At 57.1% G+C, this 20614-nt stretch carries 21 protein-coding genes; 9 read left to right on the top strand and 12 right to left on the bottom strand.

The genetic code is table 11. The annotated features are described in order from the left end of the window. Window positions 1–14 precede the first annotated feature (14 nt). The 5 genes from chrA (at window position 15) to AC07ED_RS06055 (ending at window position 3796) form a co-directional block, all read left to right on the top strand. Window positions 15–1256, top strand: coding sequence for a chromate efflux transporter (chrA, locus tag AC07ED_RS06075; protein ID WP_105236341.1), 1242 nt, complete (start codon window positions 15–17; stop codon window positions 1254–1256). Window positions 1257–1320: 64 nt separating this feature from the next. Then, complete coding sequence (locus AC07ED_RS06070; RefSeq protein ID WP_197498061.1) at window positions 1321–1791, top strand: SspB family protein; 471 nt, start codon at window positions 1321–1323, stop codon at window positions 1789–1791. 118 nt (window positions 1792–1909) lie between these two features. Further along, entirely contained in the window at window positions 1910–3304 is a 1395-nt protein-coding gene (gene fumC, locus AC07ED_RS06065; RefSeq protein ID WP_105234981.1) for a class II fumarate hydratase, read from the top strand. A gap of 97 nt (window positions 3305–3401) precedes the next feature. Continuing rightward, complete coding sequence (locus AC07ED_RS06060; protein WP_105234980.1) at window positions 3402–3581, top strand: DUF4169 family protein; 180 nt, start codon at window positions 3402–3404, stop codon at window positions 3579–3581. Then, window positions 3578–3796: a ribbon-helix-helix domain-containing protein gene (locus AC07ED_RS06055; RefSeq protein WP_067545352.1), complete on the top strand. Its 219-nt coding sequence runs from the start codon at window positions 3578–3580 to the stop codon at window positions 3794–3796. Before AC07ED_RS06060 ends, AC07ED_RS06055 begins: the two co-directional genes overlap by 4 nt. Here the strand turns inward: AC07ED_RS06055 and AC07ED_RS06050 are convergent. The 10 genes from AC07ED_RS06050 to purC all read right to left on the bottom strand — a co-directional run bounded on the left by AC07ED_RS06050 (window position 3781) and on the right by purC (window position 15746). Then, the gene (locus AC07ED_RS06050) at window positions 3781–4005 is read right to left on the bottom strand and encodes a hypothetical protein (protein WP_158664508.1); all 225 of its coding nucleotides are present in this window, start codon (window positions 4003–4005) and stop codon (window positions 3781–3783) included. The two genes, AC07ED_RS06055 and AC07ED_RS06050, sit on opposite strands and share 16 nt — an antisense overlap. A 173-nt stretch (window positions 4006–4178) precedes the next feature. Beyond that, a complete protein-coding gene (locus tag AC07ED_RS06045; RefSeq protein WP_105234978.1) occupies window positions 4179–5531 on the bottom strand; it encodes a cytochrome P450 in 1353 nt (450 codons plus the stop codon). After that, on the bottom strand, window positions 5528–6769 hold the full coding sequence (locus AC07ED_RS06040) for a hypothetical protein (protein WP_105234977.1): 1242 nt from the start codon (window positions 6767–6769) through the stop codon (window positions 5528–5530). Before AC07ED_RS06040 ends, AC07ED_RS06045 begins: the two co-directional genes overlap by 4 nt. A gap of 57 nt (window positions 6770–6826) precedes the next feature. Beyond that, a complete protein-coding gene (locus tag AC07ED_RS06035; protein WP_105234976.1) occupies window positions 6827–7591 on the bottom strand; it encodes a cytochrome c biogenesis CcdA family protein in 765 nt (254 codons plus the stop codon). Window positions 7592–7726: 135 nt separating this feature from the next. Continuing rightward, window positions 7727–10531 (bottom strand): Rne/Rng family ribonuclease, encoded by a 2805-nt coding sequence (locus AC07ED_RS06030; RefSeq protein WP_105236340.1) that lies wholly within the window; start codon window positions 10529–10531, stop codon window positions 7727–7729. Window positions 10532–10942: 411 nt separating this feature from the next. Continuing rightward, window positions 10943–12274 (bottom strand): sigma-54-dependent transcriptional regulator, encoded by a 1332-nt coding sequence (locus tag AC07ED_RS06025; RefSeq protein ID WP_105234975.1) that lies wholly within the window; start codon window positions 12272–12274, stop codon window positions 10943–10945. A gap of 6 nt (window positions 12275–12280) precedes the next feature. Then, entirely contained in the window at window positions 12281–14038 is a 1758-nt protein-coding gene (locus tag AC07ED_RS06020) for a sensor histidine kinase (RefSeq protein WP_105234974.1), read from the bottom strand. 35 nt (window positions 14039–14073) lie between these two features. Then, the gene (gene purQ, locus AC07ED_RS06015; protein WP_105234973.1) at window positions 14074–14739 is read right to left on the bottom strand and encodes a phosphoribosylformylglycinamidine synthase subunit PurQ; all 666 of its coding nucleotides are present in this window, start codon (window positions 14737–14739) and stop codon (window positions 14074–14076) included. Then, complete coding sequence (gene purS / locus AC07ED_RS06010) at window positions 14739–14969, bottom strand: phosphoribosylformylglycinamidine synthase subunit PurS (protein WP_067545380.1); 231 nt, start codon at window positions 14967–14969, stop codon at window positions 14739–14741. Before purS ends, purQ begins: the two co-directional genes overlap by 1 nt. 15 nt (window positions 14970–14984) lie before the next feature. Further along, window positions 14985–15746: a phosphoribosylaminoimidazolesuccinocarboxamide synthase gene (gene purC / locus AC07ED_RS06005; RefSeq protein WP_067545383.1), complete on the bottom strand. Its 762-nt coding sequence runs from the start codon at window positions 15744–15746 to the stop codon at window positions 14985–14987. Between the two features lie 195 nt (window positions 15747–15941). On the opposite strand from purC, the gene AC07ED_RS06000 reads away from it, so the two are divergent. From AC07ED_RS06000 to AC07ED_RS05985, 4 genes are all read left to right on the top strand, one after another. Then, the gene (locus AC07ED_RS06000; RefSeq protein ID WP_105234972.1) at window positions 15942–16256 is read left to right on the top strand and encodes a DUF1476 domain-containing protein; all 315 of its coding nucleotides are present in this window, start codon (window positions 15942–15944) and stop codon (window positions 16254–16256) included. A gap of 115 nt (window positions 16257–16371) precedes the next feature. Next, on the top strand, window positions 16372–17379 hold the full coding sequence (gene bmt / locus AC07ED_RS05995) for a betaine--homocysteine S-methyltransferase (protein WP_105236339.1): 1008 nt from the start codon (window positions 16372–16374) through the stop codon (window positions 17377–17379). A 169-nt stretch (window positions 17380–17548) separates the two neighbouring features. Continuing rightward, window positions 17549–18247, top strand: a complete 699-nt coding sequence (locus AC07ED_RS05990) for a corrinoid protein (protein WP_067545389.1) — start codon at window positions 17549–17551, stop codon at window positions 18245–18247. Continuing rightward, on the top strand, window positions 18240–18878 hold the full coding sequence (locus tag AC07ED_RS05985) for a DUF1638 domain-containing protein (protein ID WP_105234971.1): 639 nt from the start codon (window positions 18240–18242) through the stop codon (window positions 18876–18878). Before AC07ED_RS05990 ends, AC07ED_RS05985 begins: the two co-directional genes overlap by 8 nt. On the opposite strand, the gene aroB is transcribed toward AC07ED_RS05985, so the two are convergent. Further along, on the bottom strand, window positions 18875–19987 hold the full coding sequence (aroB, locus tag AC07ED_RS05980; protein ID WP_105234970.1) for a 3-dehydroquinate synthase: 1113 nt from the start codon (window positions 19985–19987) through the stop codon (window positions 18875–18877). The genes AC07ED_RS05985 and aroB overlap by 4 nt on opposite strands. Further along, window positions 19984–20589: a shikimate kinase gene (locus tag AC07ED_RS05975; RefSeq protein ID WP_105234969.1), complete on the bottom strand. Its 606-nt coding sequence runs from the start codon at window positions 20587–20589 to the stop codon at window positions 19984–19986. Before AC07ED_RS05975 ends, aroB begins: the two co-directional genes overlap by 4 nt. Window positions 20590–20614: the final 25 nt, after the last annotated feature.

Here is a 20614-nt window from a genome sequence, read left to right as displayed (position 1 = left end):
GGCCAATTGCGCCCATGACCCAGCTCTCTGACCTAATCCGCATCTTTGGCCGCATTGGCCTCTTGTCTTTCGGTGGCCCCGCGGCGCAGATCGCCTTGATGCACCGTGAATTGGTCGAAGAACGCCCTTGGCTGTCGGAAACAGAATTCCTCCGCGCCCTTTCGTTTTGCATGCTTCTCCCCGGTCCAGAGGCAATGCAGCTCGCCACTTATGCAGGCTGGAAACAACGCGGCATCATCGGGGGATTGATCGGCGGCGGGCTCTTTGTCCTACCGGGTGCAATTGTGATCATGGCGCTGGCCTTGCTCTACGGGCAGTTCGGTGCCTTGGATTGGGTTCAGGCGGTATTTCTCGGCGTCAAAGCCACGGTCGTCGTGATCGTGATTCAAGCCATCCTTCGTCTGTCCAAGAAAGCGCTGAAACTCAAGGTGCATTGGCTATTGGCTTTGGGGGCATTCGTCTGCCTCTACATCTTCGCCCTGCCCTTTCCACTCGTGATCGCCGTAGCCGCGATAGTTGGCGGCGCGTTCTGCACAACATCAGAGGACGCTCCAAAGGTCTCCATCAACTGGCGCACTCCACTCATGGTCATCATGATCGGAGGCATTCTCTGGGGCCTTCCGATCCTATTGGTGGGTGACGGCCTGCTGCGCGACATCGGCGTGTTCTTTTCCAAACTCGCTGTTGTCACCTTTGGCGGGGCCTACGCCGTTCTGGCCTATATGACCCAAGACGTCGTCGCGAATTACGGCTGGCTTTCGACTGACCAAATGATGGATGCCCTGGGGCTTGCTGAAACCACACCCGGCCCACTGATCCTTGTGACCCAGTTCGTGGCCGTCGTTGCTGGCACCAACGCGGGGCTATCGGGTGTCGCGGCAGGGTTAATGGCGCTCTGGGTGACGTTTGTACCCTGCTTCATATGGATTTTCGCAGGGGCACCGCTGATCGACTGGCTCGCCTCTCGCCCTCGATTGTCGGCGGCGCTCGCTGGTGTAACGGCCTCTGTTGTCGGTGTTATTGCCAACTTGTCCGTCTGGTTCGCGCTGCATTTATTCTTTGGCTCGGCGCAAACCATCACCTTTGGCCCAGCCCATTTCATCCTGCCCAAGGCTGCATCACTCGACCCAAATGCCCTAGGCCTTGCGCTCTTTGCGGGATTTTTGCTGCTTCGCAAATCCTACGGTTTGCCAGTGGTGCTTGGCCTCACGGGCGGCGCCAGTTGGCTTGTACATTTTGTCATAGCGACAACGTGACTATCCCTCTTTTATCCCGCTCCGAATCCCGTATGTTGGGGGTAACAGGGCGAAAGGAACGACCGTGAGCCAGAAGATCGACTACGGCAATCTGATGCACGAGGCTATGCGTGGCCTCATTCAAAAAGTATTGGCCCGCGTCGCGGACGAAGGTCTGCCCGGACAGCACCACTTCTTTATCACCTTTGACACGATGCACCCTGATGTCGAACTGGCCGATTGGCTGTCGGATCGGTATCCGGGCGAAATGACGATCGTGTTGGAACATTGGTTCGACGCCCTGACCGTCACCGACGAAGGGTTCAGCGTCACGCTGAACTTTGGTGACAATCCAGAACCCATCTACATCCCCTACGATGCGATCCGCACCTTTGTGGACCCATCCGTTGAATTCGGGCTTCGGTTCGAAACGCAAGAAGACGATTTCGACGACGAGGATGACGACGACGAAGCGCCGATGGTCGAAATGGCCGAAGAAGAGCCGAAGCCCCGCAAAGAGGCCGAAGTCGTCAGTCTGGACCAATTCCGCAAGTAAGCTGCGGCAATTCGTTTTCCTTGATAGCGATAACAACGCGGTATGCATCGGTATACTGCATTGATTTCCCGTGCGCATGGGGTATGACAAGCCCCAAGTCGTAACAGGGAGAGTCCAGATGACCGCAACCCGCACCGAAACCGACAGCTTCGGCCCGCTTGAAGTCCCCGCAGACAAATACTGGGGCGCACAGACCCAGCGTTCGATCATGAACTTCCCAATTGGTTGGGAACGTCAGCCCGTGCCGGTGATCCGCGCACTCGGCGTGATCAAAAAAGCTGCAGCAATCGTCAACGAAGGCTTTGGCGATCTGGACGCAACCCTGTCCAAAGCGATCCAAGAAGCCGCGACCGAAGTCATCGAAGGAAAATTCGACGACAACTTCCCTCTCGTTGTTTGGCAGACTGGCTCTGGCACGCAGTCGAACATGAACGCAAACGAAGTGATCTCGAACCGCGCTATTGAAATCCTCGGCGGACAGCTGGCATCGAAATCGCCTGTTCACCCGAACGACCACTGCAACATGGGTCAGTCGTCGAACGACACCTTCCCGACTGCGATGCACGTCGCCATCGGCATGCACGCACGTGACGTTCTGCTTCCGGGCCTGCGTAAGCTGCACGCTGCTCTGGCTGCGAAGTCGGAAGAGTTCAAAGACATCATCAAAATTGGCCGTACCCACACTCAGGATGCGACCCCTCTGACCCTCGGTCAGGAATTTGGTGGCTACGCGCATCAGGTTGCACAAGGCATCAAACGCGTTGAGATGTGCCTGCCGGACATTTACGAACTGGCACAAGGCGGCACCGCTGTGGGCACAGGTCTGAACACTCGCGTTGGCTTTGCTGAAAAGGTCGCTGCAGAAATCGCGAATATCACTGGCCTGCCATTCGTCACCGCGCCGAACAAATTCGAAGCATTGGCAGCACACGACGCAATGGTCATGTTCTCTGGCGCTCTGAAAACCGTTGCTGGTTCGCTCTTCAAGATCGCAAACGACATGCGTCTCTTGGGCTCTGGCCCGCGTTCGGGTCTGGGCGAACTGATCCTACCTGAAAACGAACCAGGTTCGTCGATCATGCCGGGTAAAGTGAACCCAACCCAAGCCGAAGCACTGACCATGGTTTGCGCACACGTCATGGGCAACGACGCAGCGATTGGTTTCGCGGGTTCGCAGGGTCATTTCGAACTCAACGTTTACAACCCGATGATGTCCTACAATGTTCTGCAGTCGATGCAGCTGCTCGGTGATGCGGCTTCGGCCTTCACTGACAACATGGTTGTTGGCACGCAGGCAAACGTCGCACGTATCGACAAACTGATGAAAGAGTCACTGATGCTCGTCACAGCGCTGGCTCCGACCATCGGTTACGACAACGCAACCAAGGTTGCGAAGACCGCACACAAGAACGGCACCACCCTCAAAGAAGAAGCCATCGCGCTCGGCTTTGTTGATGCAGAGACGTTCGATCGGATTGTGCGTCCAGAAGACATGATCGGCCCGAAAGGCTAATCAAACGGGCCGCCCTTCGGGGCGGCCTTTTTCTTTCCCTCTTGGCAGGGATACACGCTTTGCGATACTCCGAACCTCCAACTGACGGAGTCGCAAGATGAGTGACATCATCAATCTAAACAAAGCCCGCAAACAAAAGTCACGCGCCGAAGAAAAAGCGCAGGCTGATGCGAATGCTGTTAAATTTGGCCGCACCAAAGCGGAGCGTTTGTTAACGGCAGCGCGGGAAGAGAAAGCGCGCCAGCGGCTCGATCAGCAGAAGTTCGAGGACGAATGACCACACGGCCCGAAAAACATTCTCTGACACTTCAGGGACACCGCACATCGGTGTCTCTCGAACCTGAGTTTTGGGCAGCCTTCACAAAAGCTGCCAAAGAGGACGGTAAGGCGATAAACGAACTTGCCGTTGAAATCGACGAGGCCCGTGGCGACGTTGGCCTCGCGTCCGCAATCCGCGTTTGGATCCTGAAACGCCTTCAGTCCGACGCGTAAAGCGACGCACGCACCCGCGCGAGATCCTGCAACTCACGAAGCTCGGATTCGAGGATTTGCGCATAGGGCGCGCGTTTACGTTCGCGCAGCACCTCTCGCGGAGTTTGACGGACAGGACGCGACAAACGCCCCCGCAGCATCAAGCCCTTTACCCGATCCAAGGACTGACGGAGCCCACCGTCAGTCGTAGAAAAGTCAATCATAGCCATACCGACACCCATTCGGCTTAGCCCCCGATGACCTTTAGTATATATTTAAATCTGACCAGCTAGCTGTAAGTGAAAATAGCCACTAAACCACAGGGTTATTTACGATTTAAGTTACTGACAAAGCTACATAAAATTTCAGAACTTTTTACTAGTCTTTCGGATAATGCGGTACCCTAACCACGTTTTCGCAGACGCAACCATATGCCCTGAGATGACCGAACCGTTAGGTGCGCAACTGGAACGGGTTTGCGATTCTCATCTGGCTCTATGATGAAATTCCGCAGAATCAACGATAGCAACATCGGCCCTTCGACCATGGCAAAGCCCGCGCCCGTGCAAACACGGCTTCCTGCGGAAAACGGGATGTAGGCCTCGCGCTGGCACTGTTTGCCATTCTCAGTGCCCCACCGCGTCGGATCAAATTCGTCAGGCCGCTCCCATAGCCGTTCGTGACGATGGAGGTGCCACGGCGACAAAACGATCTGCGAACCCGTTTTCACATCGCGACCACGGAAGGTTTCGGGACAGGTGGTTTCGCGCACCATCATCGGCACAGGTGGATAGAGGCGTAGCGCCTCGCGGAACACATCCCGCGACAGTTTCAGACGTGAGACAGAGCTGAAATCGGAACTCAGCTCGCTGGCTTCCTCTGCCACACGCTCTTGCCACTCTGGATTGGTGGCCATCAGATATAATGTCCACGCCAAGGCAGAGGCACTCGTCTCATGCCCCGCGAGGAAAAAGATCGCGACCTGATCGATCATCTCGTCCACATCGAACTGATCCCCTGTTTCGGGGTCAGTGGTGGTCATGATCTTGGTCGCCAAATCATCTGGCGCGGTGCCTGCCTCAATCGCAGACAAACGTTCCGTGGTCAGATCACCGATGAGCTTTCGAATGACGCCTGCCGTGCGTTTGGTTTCCGCGCTAAAGAACCGAGGCATCCATTTTGGCCCACGGATAAACGCCGCGAGGTTCAGGATCGGCTGGCTGCGTTGATGGGCTTTGAACTCTGAGAATACTGCGGAGGCAGTTTCGTGCTCGATCGGGATCGAAAACAACGTGCGGAATATCACATCGGCCGCAGCATGGCTCGTCTCTGCCTCGATCTCTATCGGGGTGCCATCAGCATGGGCCAAAAGGCGCGCGACAGCGGCCTCGCCCGCCTCCCACATCGCGGGATAGGTGTCGCGCAAACGACCGCCCTCAAATGCGGGATCAATGATGCGGCGCTGACGTTTCCACGTCTCGCCATTGGTCAGAAACACCGAGTTGCCAAGGAGCGGTCGCAGTCCCGCACCAATGCGGTCGCTTTTAGGGAAATCATCGGGCCGCTCTTTCAGAACCTGACGCACCAATTCGGGGTCATTGCAGAGGTAGCTGCGGAAAAACGGCGTCTTAAACTCTGCCATCCACGCCCGATAGAGCCGCGCGGGCTGCGCGCTCAGGATGTCCTCGCGAAAGAGTTTGAGATATCGCCAAAGCGACACTTTATCAGCGCGGGCCTTGGGTTTGGGCGGCATCATGGGGCCACCGATCTGTAACGCGAAGCGGCAGCCACCTTACGGCTTCGCGATGGCGGGCGTCCCTCGTATCGATCGCCGAGCGTCAGTGGCCCCGCCGTAATCTGGAAATAATCGTAGTCTCTGGGCCGATCAAAGGCGCAGAGATATTGGAAATGCAGTCGAAAGAACCGCCACCGCAGTTCGCTCCACCGCTCTGCTGACAAGGACTGCGTGAAGGCCGCCGATATCACCAGCGGCCATTTCTGATCCTCGGGCGCCACGCCCGTCACCCCAACAGGATCGCAAAGCGCAAAAGCACAGCCATCCCCCGGTGCCGTGACATCCACCCATGTCAATTCGTCTCGCGTCGACAGATAGGCCAAATCAGCACGCAACCGCCACGCATCACGCAGGAAGCTCACCATCGGGACGACTTGACCAAGCGAGAGGAACGACAGTTTCGCCCCTTGTTCAGGCACTCGCCCGTCACGGATCAAGTCGGACAAGATCGACACGGCGAGGTGCGCGCCAGAAGAATGACCGACCACGAGAACCTCATCGTAGCCATCGCCAAACGCGGCCGCGATCTGGTCCCCAAACTCCGCCATCCGCGTCTCTAGCTCGGGCGGGTTCGCGCCTTTCCAACGGGCCGAATAGGCGTAGTCGTGCATGAGGTAATAGGCAAAGAGCTTCCCGTCTTTGGATTTGAAGAATTGGAGGCATTGGACCGCGCTGACTGCACCGATGGCCAAACCTACCACAGCTCCAATCCACTCGGGCAAACCGATCAAAGACGCGCCGAACGCGGCAGCCTTACCCAATAACGCGCCGATCCCCACGGCCACGGCCAACTGCAACAGCAGCATCCCGACAGGATAAAGTGCTGCAATCACAGGCCCCTTGCGCAGGCGCATCAAACGAAACAGCGCACCAGTCGCGATGTATTCCCACGCTGTGCGCACCAATTGACCGTAGGTCGCGGGAATGCTCTGCGACATAGAATTGCGCACGATGTCAGACCAGACCAGTACATCGACGTCCGCATCCACGCCCTGCCCGTCGATGATCGCTGTGACGTGCCACCCATAAGCACCACCCGTCGTTTTTGGTTTGAGCGCGATCTCATAGCCCGACACGCGGGCCTGATCGGCGCTTTCTTTGCGGTAAAGTTCACGATAGCGGCGCGGATGAATCGGGTCGTAGCCGGGGATGTAAAACACCCGACGCCGTTTCACCTGTTTATGGGTCGTTTCCGTCATGCGCTATTCCGCGACTGTTTCGGTCAGCCTAACGCGGAATTTGGGCGAGAGTAAGACCTAGCCGATGGTGCCAAGCACGGGGAAGGTATCCAACAACCAACCCGACAGCATAGCGAACCGACCTGTGAGCAGGAGAAGGCCAATCACGACCAGCAACGCACCCGAGACCTTTTCAATTACACCCATATTGCGTTTCATCCACGCCATCGGCCCTTTGAGCCGCGGGAAGAAAATCGCGATCAGCAGAAACGGTATCCCGAGCCCCGCTGCATAAGTGCCAAGAAGGATCGCGCCACGGGCGGCTTGGGTTTCTTGGGCGGCAAGGGTCAGGATTGTCGACAAGATCGGGCCTAGGCACGGCGTCCAACCAAAGGCAAAAGCGAGGCCCAAGAGATAGGCTCCAAAGGCAGAGCCGCCCTGATCCTTCACCTCGATCCGCGCTTCTTTCATCAGAAACGGGATGCGGAACACGCCCATGAAATGCAGACCAAAGAGGATCACCAACGCACCTGCGACGTAGTTCACCCATTCGATCACCGACCAATAAAGCCGCCCAATCGTGGACATCCCGTAGCCAAGGAACACAAAGACCGTCGACAGACCGAGGACAAAGAACACAGCCGCGAGGATCACCCTGCCCCGCGCCGATGCCGACCCATCCATATCAGAGACCGTAACGCCGCCCATATAAGCAAGATACGGCGCCGCAACAGGCAGCACGCAGGGGCTAAGGAACGACAGCAGCCCCGCAAACAATGCGACGCCCATGGCCGTCAAAAGCCCTGCATCCATCACAATCTGCGTTGAGAGTAGTTCGCCCATGTCGTCTGGCCCTTTGATCTTTGCCCTTCGATACCGTGGCAGATAGCGCGCGTCACCCCCGATGTCCTGCGCTGATCGTCACAGTTTAGCGAAGGGCTGAAAGAAAAGGCCGCCCCGAAGGACGGCCTGATCAATTTAGCGACCCAGTGACCACCAACCGCGGCGTTTGGGTTTATCGTCTTTCGGCTCTTCGACCTCAGCCGCTGGAGCAGCAGGCGCGGGCGCTGGTTCCGCCACCGGAGCAGGTTCAGGAGCTGCCACTGGTTCAGGCGCAGGTGCTGCTACCTCAATCGCTGCTTCAACAGGTGCCTCAGGCGTCGCCTCTGCAACAGGTTCAGCGACCACCTCAGCAGGTGCTTCAACAGCCTCAGCCTTTGGAGCGGGTTTCTTACGAGCACGAGGTGCGCGTTTCGGCTTCGGCGCTTCCTCTGCCTCTTCCGCAGGTGCCGCTTCTACCGCTTCACCCTCTTCTGCTTTCACAGCGGGTTTCTTACGGGTGCGAGTGCGCTTCGGTTTCGGCGCTTCCTCAGCAGGAGCCTCAGCAACTTCAGCCTCGGTCGTAGTAGCCTCACCTTCAGCAGCCTCCGCAGCAGCGGCGGGTTTGCGGCGCGTACGCGTCCGTTTCGGTTTCGGTACCTCTACAGGCGCTTCGGCCTCGACCTCAGCAGCAGCTTCCGCAGCCTCGGTAGCCTCAGCCTCGGGCGCATCGCCCTCTGCATCCGCGTCAGCACCTTCGGCCTCGTCACCAGACTCGGACGACTGCTCGCCCTCACCCTGACCAGGCTTCTTCCGACGACGACGACGGCGGCGGCGTTTCTTCGGCTTATCATCGCCATCACCTTCGCCCTCTGCTGTCTCTGCATCGGAAGCGTCCGCATCTGCTTCATCCTCGTCGAGGATTTCCGCATCTTCGATATCGTCTTCAAGATCGTCGATCACAACACTCGACGCAGACACAACAGGTGCGGCCTCGGGAACGATGCGTGTTGCGGTCTTGAACTTCTCAATCGCGAAATCAGGCGAAACCAGCGTGGGGTCACATTCGATGCGAACAGCCATACCGTAGGTGGCTTCAATCGCAGCGATGTGTTCGCGCTTCTGGTTCATCAGATAGTTTGCAATCGCAATCGGTGCGCGGACCAGAACCTCTTTGGAACGACCACGAACGCCCTCTTCTTCCAACTGACGCAGGATCGACAGAGCGACGTTGTCATCTGACCGCAGCAGACCTGTGCCGTGGCAATGCGGACAAGGCTGTGTCGTCGCCTCGAGCATACCCGGACGCAGACGCTGGCGCGACATTTCCAACAGACCAAAGCCCGAGATGCGACCCACTTGGATACGGGCGCGGTCGGTTTTCAGTTTGTCCTTGAGGCGCTTTTCAACGGCAGTGTTGTTTTTGCGCTCGTCCATATCGATAAAGTCGATGACGATCAGACCAGCAAGGTCGCGCAGACGCATCTGACGCGCAACTTCATCCGCCGCTTCAAGGTTGGTTTTCAGCGCGGTCTGTTCGATCGACCCTTCTTTGGTCGCGCGGCCAGAGTTCACGTCGATCGCAACCAGAGCCTCTGTCACACCGATCACGATATAGCCGCCTGACGGCAACTGAACGGTCGGGTTGAACATACCAGCGAGGTAACCCTCAACCTGATAACGCGCAAAGAGCGGCAGCTGGTCGTTGTAGGGTTTCACGTTTTTCGAATGCGACGGCATGATCATTTTCATGAAGTCTTTTGCCGTGCGGTAGCCCGCATCACCCGCAACGATCACCTCATCGATCTCTTTGGAATAGAGGTCGCGGATCGTGCGTTTGATCAGGTCGCCTTCTTCGTAGATCTTTGCTGGCGCGGTCGATTGCAGCGTCAGTTCGCGGATCTGTTCCCACAGGCGCTGCAGGTATTCGTAGTCACGCTTGATCTCAGCCTTCGTGCGCTGAGAGCCCGCAGTGCGGATGATCAGGCCTGCACCATCTGGCACATCCATCTCGGTCGCGATTTCTTTGAGCTTTTTGCGGTCGACAGCATTGGTGATCTTGCGGCTGATGCCACCACCACGCGCCGTATTCGGCATGAGAACACAGTAACGGCCCGCGAGCGACAGATATGTCGTCAGCGCAGCACCTTTGTTACCGCGTTCTTCTTTTACAACTTGGATCAAGAGGATCTGGCGAACCTTGATCACTTCTTGGATTTTGTAACGCTTGGGACGCGGCTTGCGCGCAGGGCGAACGTCTTCGTGGTCGTCCTCATTCGCTACGGACTCGATGTTGTTATCAGCATCGTCGTCTTCGTCGTCTGCTTCGTCCTCGACGGTTTCTTCGGACACCACTTCAGGAGCCTCGTCCTGAATGTCCTCAGCGACAGCCTCTTCGGTTTCTGCAGCCTCTTCGACAACAGGAGCCTCAGCAGCCGTGTCATCCTCGGGCTCTTCGACAGGGGTTTCCGCAACGGTTTCCATCGGGCTCAGGCCCTCTTGGTCGTCGTCCTCACCCAGATCAATGGTTTCCATCCCCTTGGGTTCTGCGTCAACGTCCTTTGTCGCGATTAGATCGTCCGACTTGGCCGCAGCAGGTTTCGACCGCGACCGACGGCGGCGGTTGACCTTCTTGGGCTTATCTTCGTCTTCGTCCTCGGCAGCGAGGCTTTCCGCATATGCGCGCTCTTCGGCGATCAGGGCTTCACGGTCAGCGACCGGGATCTGATAATAATCCGGATGGATCTCCGAGAACGCAAGGAAACCGTGCCGATTACCACCGTAATCGACGAAAGCCGCCTGAAGCGACGGTTCGACGCGCGTTACTTTTGCGAGATAGATATTACCAGCAAGCTGGCGTTTTGACTGACTTTCAAAGTCGAATTCCTCAACTTTGTTGCCGTCTACCACCACGACGCGGGTTTCTTCCGCGTGGGTGGCATCGATGAGCATTTTCTTTGCCATGTTTTCCAATTGCACGACGCAATGCCGCCCTACCCGGGGGCGCGGCGGATATGTAGTCGTGTCTGTCAGGGGCGAAACGGGCGCGGCAAGCAGAGAGGCCCCTTGGGGCCGTCAATCGTCTGCCTGTGTCCAGCGCGCGTTGCATCGCGGTTCTTCCTCAGCGCCCTTTTCGGGCGCCCGTTATAAGCCCGGCGCGTCCGATAAACTCGCGCTGCCAGGGCATCCTATCGACCCATTTCGGGGCCAAATACACATCTGTCGGAGACCGAGTCTGTGACCCTTATGTCTGAGACAGTGAATCTTTCCGGTGTCGGCCGCGCCATTGCGGACGCCATCACGTAACGACTACATAAGACTGGCTGGGGATAAAATACAATGGTCAATGTGTTAACCAGCCAAATCAAAGGCCAATTACAGGTAATCAGAACGCTGTAAGTTGTATTTTGCCATTTTTTCGTTGAGCGTTCGACGCGGCAGGCACAGTTCATCCATCACCGCCACGATCGACCCTTTATGGCGGCGCATCGTGTTATCGATCAGCATCCGCTCAAAAGCTTCCACGAATTCTTTCAGAGGTTTGCCTTCGGTCGTCATGGTCGGCGGCTGTTCGTCACTATCCGCCATCAACAAGGACGCAATCGTGCCCGACCCGCGGCGTGACTGCAGAACCGCGCGTTCAGCAACATTCGTCAACTGGCGCACGTTCCCCGGCCAAGGTGCCTGTAACAATTGCGCGGCCTCTTGCGCCGACACTTGCGGCGTGTCGCAGCCGTATTCATCGGCAAACTGTTCCGCATAGGTCGTAAAGATCGACAGAATGTCCTCACCCCGCGCCCGCAGCGGCGGCACAGTGATGCGCAGCGCGGCCAATCGGTAAAACAGATCAGAGCGCAGCTCGCTTTCGCAGGTTTTATCCTGCTCTTGCAGGTTACAGATCGCGATGATCCGTGTTTCAGCTGGTGTGCCCTGCTCATTGATCGCAGTCATCAAACGCGACTGATGCGACGGGCTGAGCGCCTCAATGTCTTCAAGGACCAAGGTCCCGCCACGTGCTTCTTCCATCGCTGGGATCGGCTCGTCCTCATTCGCAGGACCAAACAGACGGCGGGTCAGGCTGTCCTCGTCAAAGGCGCCACAGGACAGGATCACGAATTTCTTCGACGCACGAGCGCTCACCGCATGGAGAGCGTGAGCAATCAGCGTTTTTCCGGTTCCTGTCTCGCCTTCGATCAACACATGCCCATCGGCTTGACCTAGATCGAGGATATCCTCGCGCAGACGCTCCATCGCGGGCGAGGTGCCGATCAGCTTTTGCATCAGCGAAGTCGGGTCCGACAGTTCTTTGCGCAGCATCCGTGCGTCCAAGGTCACGCGCCGCGCATTGGTTGCCTTTTTCGCAAGCTCAGTCATTCGGTCAGGGTTGAACGGCTTCTCAAGAAAATCATACGCCCCGATCCGCATCGCCTCCACCGCCATCGGAACATCGCCGTGACCAGTGATCATGATGACAGGAAGAGTGCTGTCCAGGCCTTTGATTTTACGCAGAAACTGCATCCCATCCATGCCGGGCATCTTAATGTCACTGACTACAATACCAGGGTAATCCGAGGTCAGAACCTTTAGGGCATCTTCGGCGCAGGCGTAGGTTTCGGTGTCAAATCCCGACAACGCCAGCCACTGACTGATCGACTGGCGCATGTCCTTTTCATCGTCCACAACGGCAATTTTCATGGCTTTTGTCATCTGTGTTTACTCCGCTGCTTCAACATCACTGGCCAAGACCGGCAAGGTCATTTCAAAGACCGCCCCACCTTTTGCGCCATTGCGCGCGGTGAGGCGACCCCCGAGGTCAGTCACAATTCCTGACGAAATCGCGAGGCCAAGCCCCACACCGTCACCCGGTTGTTTCGTCGTGTAAAATGGTTCGAACAGAGCATCGAGGTCTTCGATCCCTGCCCCGTTATCGCGCACGATCAATCGCACTGCGTCTGTCACCGTCAGCGTGACCTCAACGGAGGGATCATCGACACCTTTGGTCGCGTCGAGCGCGTTGCGCAAAAGGTTGATGATCACCTGTTCAAGCCGCAGCCGATCCCCAAAGATTAACGCGGGATCGGATGGCAAAGTCCGCGTGATCGCGACCTTCCGCGTTTTCAACTGCGGTTCCATCATCGATAGCGCGGTGGACACCGCGTCACGCACATCCACCTCTTCAAAGGCGTCTTTGCCTTTGCGGGCATAGGATTTCAGCTGTTTGGTGATCGCGCCCATACGGTCGATCAGATCGTCAATCCGCCCGAACGACGACAGGGCCTCGTCCGCGCGTTTACGCTGCAATAGCAATCGTGCGCCCGCGAGGTATGTTTTCATCGCTGCGAGCGGTTGGTTCAACTCATGGCTCACCGCCGCAGACATTTCACCCAAAGCAGCCAATTTCGATGACTGCGCTAGCGATTGCTCCGCCACCTCCAGCGTCTTTTCGACCTTCTGACGTTCTGCAATCTCACGCTGGAGCCGAAGGTTCAACGCCCGCAACTCTGCCGATTCCCTCTGGAAAAACACAACGCGGTTCGCGGATTTGCGTGAGGACACCCAGAACGCCAAAGCCAAAAGGATCGCAAAGCCCATGATTTCGAGGGCAAGTACCCCGTTAACCTTTTCCCGCACGGAATCATAGGTGGTGAAACTCACCATCTTCCAGCCTTGGAACGGAACGCGGGTCTCTCGGCGCAACACGGCCTCGCCACGCAAATAGGCGTCAATCGGAACGACGGTCCAATCGCGAGTCGCCTCGAACGCACGATCAATGGCGGATGCGGGCGATTGACGGGCCAAGGCTTGCTCTTCTACCAATCCACGCCAGCGCGGTTCGGTCGAGAGGATGATCGTCCCCTCACTATCAGCAACGAACACTGCATCAGAAATGCTCGCCCAACTGCGTTCGAGTTTTTGCAAATCGACGGCAACGGTCATCACACCCAAGGTGCCGCTTGGGTCATCCATCTTACGCGAGTAAACGAACGAAAACCCGCCCGATTCAGTGCGCACCGTGGTAAAAATCGTGGCGTTCGACCGCAGCGCATTGATGTAATACGGCGCGTTGCGGTGGTTTTCACCCAAACGGTTTCTGTCAGTCGCAGCAACCGTGCGTCCGTCTTTATCCAACAGCATCAAAGACGCCGCGCCGATCTCATCGACAAAGGACAACAGACGTTGGGTGGAGAGAGAATATTCCGCCGCCGACAATGCACGCAGCAACTCTGGGTCGCGCGCCAGCAGTTGCGGCACGATTGAGTTACGCTGAAGTTCGGAAATCAGGTTACCGACGTAGAGCGTCATCCGTACTTCGGCCCTGTTGCGGGTCGATTCCGTAAAACGCTCTGTCAGGAAAACATTGGTGACGTAGACCACCGCGATCGCAATTGCGACGAATAAACCGAACGCCAGCCGATTAAGCCAACGACGGATTTTTGCTCTCTCAGCACGGTTCACGGTCTTTGCACCCATGGGGCGATGTTACGCTCGCCCCACGGAAGGCTCAATTAGGCGCTGACCAACTGGTCCAGCATAGAGCGGAAAAGCGCCTGTCCATCGGTTCCACCATGGTTGGCGTCGATGGCACGTTCAGGGTGCGGCATCATCCCCAGAACACGGCGGTTTTCAGACAGAACACCAGCGATATTCTCGCGGGCGCCGTTTACGTTCTCAGTGTAGGTGAACGCGATACGGTCCTGATCACGCAGCGCAGCAAGGGTTTCGTCGTCGCAATAGTAGTTACCATCGTGGTGAGCGACAGGAATATCGACGATCTGACCCTTAGTGTAGCCAGAGGTGAAGGCGCTATCGGTAGTCTCAACGGTCAGGCCAACGGTGCGGCAGACGAATTTGAGACCCGCATTGCGCATCAGTGCCCCTGGTAGCAGACGGGTTTCGGTCAGAACCTGAAAACCGTTGCACACACCCAGCGCGTAACCACCAGCGTGGACGTGATCGACAAGGCCCTGACACACGGGCGATTGCGCCGCAATCGCGCCGCAGCGCAGGTAGTCACCGAACGAGAAACCACCCGGCACAGCAACCAGATCAACCTTGGGCAGGCTGGCGTCTTTGTGCCAAACCACCGTTACATCGAAGCCGGACTTTTCCAGCGCGACCGCCATATCACGGTCGCAGTTGGAACCCGGGAACTGGAGGACAGCAGCCTTCATCAGGACAGCTCCACCGTGTAGCTTTCGATCACGGTATTCGCGAGGAGCTTTTCACACATCTCTTTGACAGTGGCCTCAGTGGTCCCATCAGCAAGATCGAGCTCGATCACTTTACCTTGGCGGACACCTTCGACGCCGGCAAAACCAAGCGCACCCAGAGCGTGGCGAACAGCCTCACCTTGGGGGTCCAGAACGCCATTTTTCAGCATGACATGCACACGAGCTTTCATCGGGCGATATCCTTCTTAGTTAATCATCGTTGGCTTGGTCGTGTGGGTGACGTTCGTGGGCAGAACCCCCAAACGACGTGCCACTTCGGTATAGGCATCGGTCAGGTTGCCCAGATCGCGACGGAATACGTCTTTGTCGAGCTTCGCACCTGTTTCAACATCCCACAGACGGCAGCTATCGGGGCTGATTTCATCAGCAACCACCAAACGTGGGTATTCATTTTCCCAGACCCGACCGAATTCGATTTTGAAGTCGATCAGACGGATACCAACGCCGTGCATAACACCGGCGAGGAAGTCGTTCACGCGCAGAGCGGTCGAAACGATTTCGTCCAACTCTTGCTGGGTCGCCCAGCCGAACGCTGCGATGTATTCTTCGGGTACCAGAGGATCACCAAGAGCGTCGTCTTTATACGAGAACTCAACGATCGGACGCGGCAGTTGGGTGCCCTCTTCGAGGCCCAGACGCTTTGCCATGGAACCAGCCGCAAAGTTACGCACAATCACCTCGAGCGGCACAATCTCTGCCTGACGGCACAGTTGTTCGCGCATGTTGAGGCGTTTGATAAAGTGCGTAGGAATCCCTACAGCCTGAAGACCGGTCATAAAAAACTCGGACAGGCGGTTGTTCAAAACGCCCTTACCGTCGATGACAGCCTTTTTCTCTGCGTTGAATGCAGTGGCATCGTCCTTAAAATACTGAACAATCGTGCCCGGTTCTGGGCCTTCATACAGAATCTTAGCTTTGCCTTCGTAGATCTTTTTGCGCCGCGCCATGCACGTCCCCTCGTCTGGCTGCGCTTTCCGCAGCGTGAGTCATGGGCTGCGTATAGGGCAAGCCCCCCGAAGCTGCAAGAATTGCAAGCGCAAACCGCTATGCGAATTTGCGATAGCTCAATGCGGGGAAATCTTGTCCTGACTAATGTGGACCACCACATAGAATGCAGAGCACCGTATCAAAGGGAGGTTTCCATGAGCACTTTTAACGATCGCGAGAAGGCCTTTGAAGATAAGTTCGCCCATGACGCAGAGATGCAGTTCAAGGCAGAAGCCCGACGAAACAAGCTTTTGGGGCTTTGGGCGGCAGAACTTTTGGGGAAATCAGGCGACGAAGCAGCCGCATATGCTGCAGAGGTCGTCAAAGCCGATCTTCAGGAATCTGGCGAAGAAGACGTCTATCGCAAAGTCGCGACCGATCTGGGTGACCTCGCGGACGAGGCCACCATTCGTGCCAAAATGCGCGACCTCCGCGCTGTCGCCAAAGATCAACTGATGACCGAAGTCTGACATAAAAACGGGCGCGAAAAACAACCGCGCCCGTCCTTTGCATACAATTCAGGTTTGAAAACCCTGCCATGTCATGCCATGCGGGGACAAACGACTCTGACGAATGGTTCGCGATATGACAAATGCACTTTCCCGCTTGCTCGAAACACGCGACTGGCTGATGGCCGACGGCGCGACAGGCACCAACCTGTTCAACATGGGCCTCAGCTCTGGCGATGCGCCAGAAATGTGGAACGTCGAACATCCTGAAAAGATCAAAGCCCTCTACGCTGGTGCCGTAGACGCAGGCAGCGACCTGTTCCTCACCAACTCTTTCGGTGGCAACGCATCGCGTCTGAAACTGCACGGCGCAGAAGGCCGCGTTCGCGAACTAAACCGCATCGCTGCCGAACTGGGTCGTGAAGTGGCGGACGCCGCTGGCCGTCCTGTGATCGTCGCGGGTTCTGTCGGCCCAACTGGTGAGATTATGGCGCCGATGGGCAGCTTGACCCACGAGCTCGCCGTGGAAATGTTCCACGAACAGGCCGAAGGCCTCAAAGAAGGCGGCGCGGATGTCCTTTGGGTCGAAACCATTTCGGCGGTTGAGGAATACAAAGCCGCGGCAGAAGCTGCGAAACTCGCTGGCATGGCATGGTGCGGCACTATGAGCTTTGACACCGCTGGCCGCACAATGATGGGCATTACCAGCGCGGACCTCGCGAAGGTTATCGACAAACTCGACCACCCGCCCCTCGCCTTTGGTGCCAACTGTGGCGTTGGCGCGGCTGACCTCTTGCGCACTGTTCTGGGCTTTGCCGCCACTGGTTCGCAGACGCCGATCATCGCGAAAGGCAACGCTGGCATTCCGAAATACCACGACGGCCACATCCACTATGACGGCACCCCGTCACTGATGGGCGACTATGCAGTGTTGGCGCGTGATTGCGGCGCGACCATCATCGGCGGCTGCTGTGGCACCACGCCAGAACACCTGCGCGCCATGAAAGAAGCGCTAGAAACCCGTCCGCGTGGCGACCGTCCGACCTTGGATGAAATCGCTGCGAAACTCGGTGGTTTCTCGTCGGCATCCGACGGCACCGACGGTGACGGCCCAGAGCGTCGCAAATCGCGCCGCCGCGGCTAAGTGCAGGCCGACCCCTGAAAAACCCAAAAACCGCGCCATTCGGTGCGGTTTTTTTTCGACATTTTGTGATACCGTCGTTTCCGACCCGCCCAGAGTCGCAATCGGTCCAGACCAATTGTCGCATTGGGATCAAATCACCCCAATTGACCCTTCCAACTAGAGAACGCCAATGTCCGATCAAGATGACATCATTCTGTCCGAACTGAACGACGAAGAACTCGTCGAACAGATGTTTGACGACCTTTACGACGGTCTGAAGGAAGAGATCGAAGAAGGTGTTGAAATCCTTCTCGAGCGTGGCTGGACCCCTTACCGCGTCCTCACCGAAGCTCTCGTTGGTGGCATGACTGTCGTTGGCCGCGACTTCCGCGATGGTATCCTCTTTGTTCCCGAAGTTCTGCTCGCTGCGAACGCGATGAAGGGCGGCATGGCCATCCTGAAGCCGCTTCTGGCTGAAACTGGCGCACCACGCGTTGGTAAAATGGTGATCGGCACCGTTAAGGGCGACATCCACGACATCGGTAAGAACCTCGTTTCCATGATGATGGAAGGCGCTGGCTTTGAAGTTGTCGACCTCGGCATCAACAACGCTGTTGAGAAATACCTCGAAGCGCTGGAAACCGAAAAGCCTGACATCCTCGGCATGTCGGCTCTGTTGACCACTACGATGCCTTACATGAAGACCGTGATCGACACGATGGTCGAACAGGGTATCCGTGACGACTATATCGTTCTGGTTGGCGGCGCACCGCTCAACGAAGAATTCGGTCGTGCGATTGGCGCTGATGCTTATTGCCGTGACGCTGCTGTTGCCGTTGACACCGCGAAAGCGTTCGTTGCGCGCAAGCACAACCAGATGAATGCCTGATCTTTCAGACATCACACTGACAAATGACGGCCTTGCCCCTTTGGGGCGAGGCCGCGTTCTTATTGTGGCCTGCGGTGCCCTCGCGCATGAGATCATCGCGCTAAAACGGCTGAATGGCTGGGATCACGTTGACCTGCAGTGCCTTCCCGCGATTTTGCACAACCACCCCGAACGCATCACCGACGCGGTTGAGGCCGCGGTCACTGAGAACCGCAATGCCTATGACCAGATCATGGTTGCATACGCGGACTGTGGCACGGGTGGTCAGCTGTTCGCGAAATGCGATGAGCTGGGCGTCGACTATATCGCTGGCCCGCATTGCTATTCGTTCTTTGAAACGAATGCTGTTTTTGAGGCCCACGGTGAAGTCACCGCCTTTTACCTCACCGACTTCCTCGCCCGCCAATTCGACGCCTTTGTCTGGAAACCACTCGGACTAGATCGTCACCCCGATCTGTTGTCGATGTATTTCGGCAATTACGAAAAACTGGTCTACCTCGCGCAAACCGACGACCCTGCCCTGACAGCCAAGGCAGAGGACTGCGCGACCCGCATGGGCCTCGCGTTTGAGCGTCGATTTACAGGATACGGCGACCTCGCCACAGCCATCGCAAAGGCCGCAGCGGATTAACCGCGCAGCGCGTCGTTCAGCACCGACAGCACAGCCTCACGCGGCACATCCGAGGTCACAAAGGCCTGACCGATCCCGCGCGCAAGGATGAACCGTAGTTTTCCATCCAGAACCTTTTTGTCCTGCCCCATTAAGGTCAACAGCGCTTCGGCATCTGGCAGATCACCCGGAATATCGGTCACATCCGTTTTCATGCCCATCTGACGCAGGTGCGCACGAACGCGGCTTGGGTCCTCTTGGCTACACAGGCCCATGCGCGACGACAGTTCAAACGCCAGCGCACAGCCAATTGCGACGCCTTCACCGTGGAGTAGACGATCCGAATAACCCGTCGCCTTTTCCAGCGCATGACAGAACGTATGACCGAGGTTCAAAAGCGCCCGATCCCCCTGCTCTGTCTCATCGCGCATCACGATCTCGGCTTTCATTTCAACGGACCGTTTCACCGCATAAACCCGTGCCGCCATATCGCCCGCAGCCATTTTCGGTGCGTTCACCTCAAGCCAATCGAAAAACGCCGCATCGCCCAACAGACCGTATTTCACGACCTCACCATAGCCAGCGAGGAAATCGCGTTCTGTGAGCGTGGACAGGATTGAGGTATCCGCCAAAACGAGGCTCGGCTGATGGAAAGCACCGACGAGGTTCTTACCCTGATCCGTATTGATTCCCGTTTTTCCGCCGACAGAGCTATCCACCTGCGCCAAGAGCGAGGTCGGGATTTGCACAAACCGCACACCACGGCGCAAAACGGAGGCCGCAAAGCCTACGAGGTCACCAATCACCCCACCGCCAAGCGCGATAACGAGGCCGTTCCGTTCGACCTTTTGCTCAAGCAGCCATTCGACAGTTTTGGTAAACTCAGGCCACCGTTTGGTGCTTTCGCCCGCAGGCAAGGTCAACGCCGAATGCGCCACGCCCGCCGCATCCAAAGACGCCTGCAATGTTGCCAGATGAAGGCCCGCGACATTCGCATCCGTGACAATCGCGACCTTCTTAACCGTCAGCATGTCCGCGATCCGCGCACCTGCCGTCGCAATCAGGTCTGGCCCGATCAGAACGTCGTATTCGCGGCCAACCAACCCAACATGCACGGTTTCGAAAGTCATGATTTTTCCTTTAGGACATCGACACGGCCCAACAGCGCTTCGATCGCTTTGTCGGTGGTGTCATCAATCGAATAATTTTCCTGCGTTTCGACCGTTAGGTTCGCAAGGCTGTAAATCGGTTCGCGTACAGCCAGCAAATCCGCGAGCGTCTGACGCGGGTTCGCGGTGCGCAACAGCGGGCGCGTATCCTTGTGACGCACACGTTCCCAGAGCGTATCCAACGACGCCTTGAGCCAGAGCGACACGCCCTTTTCGGTGATCATCGTGCGGTTCCGTTCCGCCATGAACGCCCCGCCGCCCGTCGACAACACACAGGGCCGCCCGTTCAGAAGACGCCGAATAACCTCGGTTTCGCGACGGCGGAAAAACTCCTCGCCATCGCGCGCAAAAATTTCAGAGATGCTCGCGTTGGCCGCACGCTCAATCTCGGCATCAGAATCAAGGAACGCCACACCCAGTCGAGTCGCCAGCGATTTGCCGATCGCAGACTTGCCTGATCCCATCATTCCGACCAGAACAACTGTCCGTTCCAGACGAAATGGACCGCTCAAAGCGGTTTTGCTCTCTGGGTCGTGATCGGCTGTGGCTTGCCGAGTTGTCATTTTCTGTCCCGAATGGCGTGTTATT

It is taken from the genome of Aestuarium zhoushanense, from assembly GCF_056431045.1.
The sequence above is the reverse complement of the archived record's forward strand: the minus strand, read 5'-3'. Positions and strand labels throughout refer to the sequence as shown.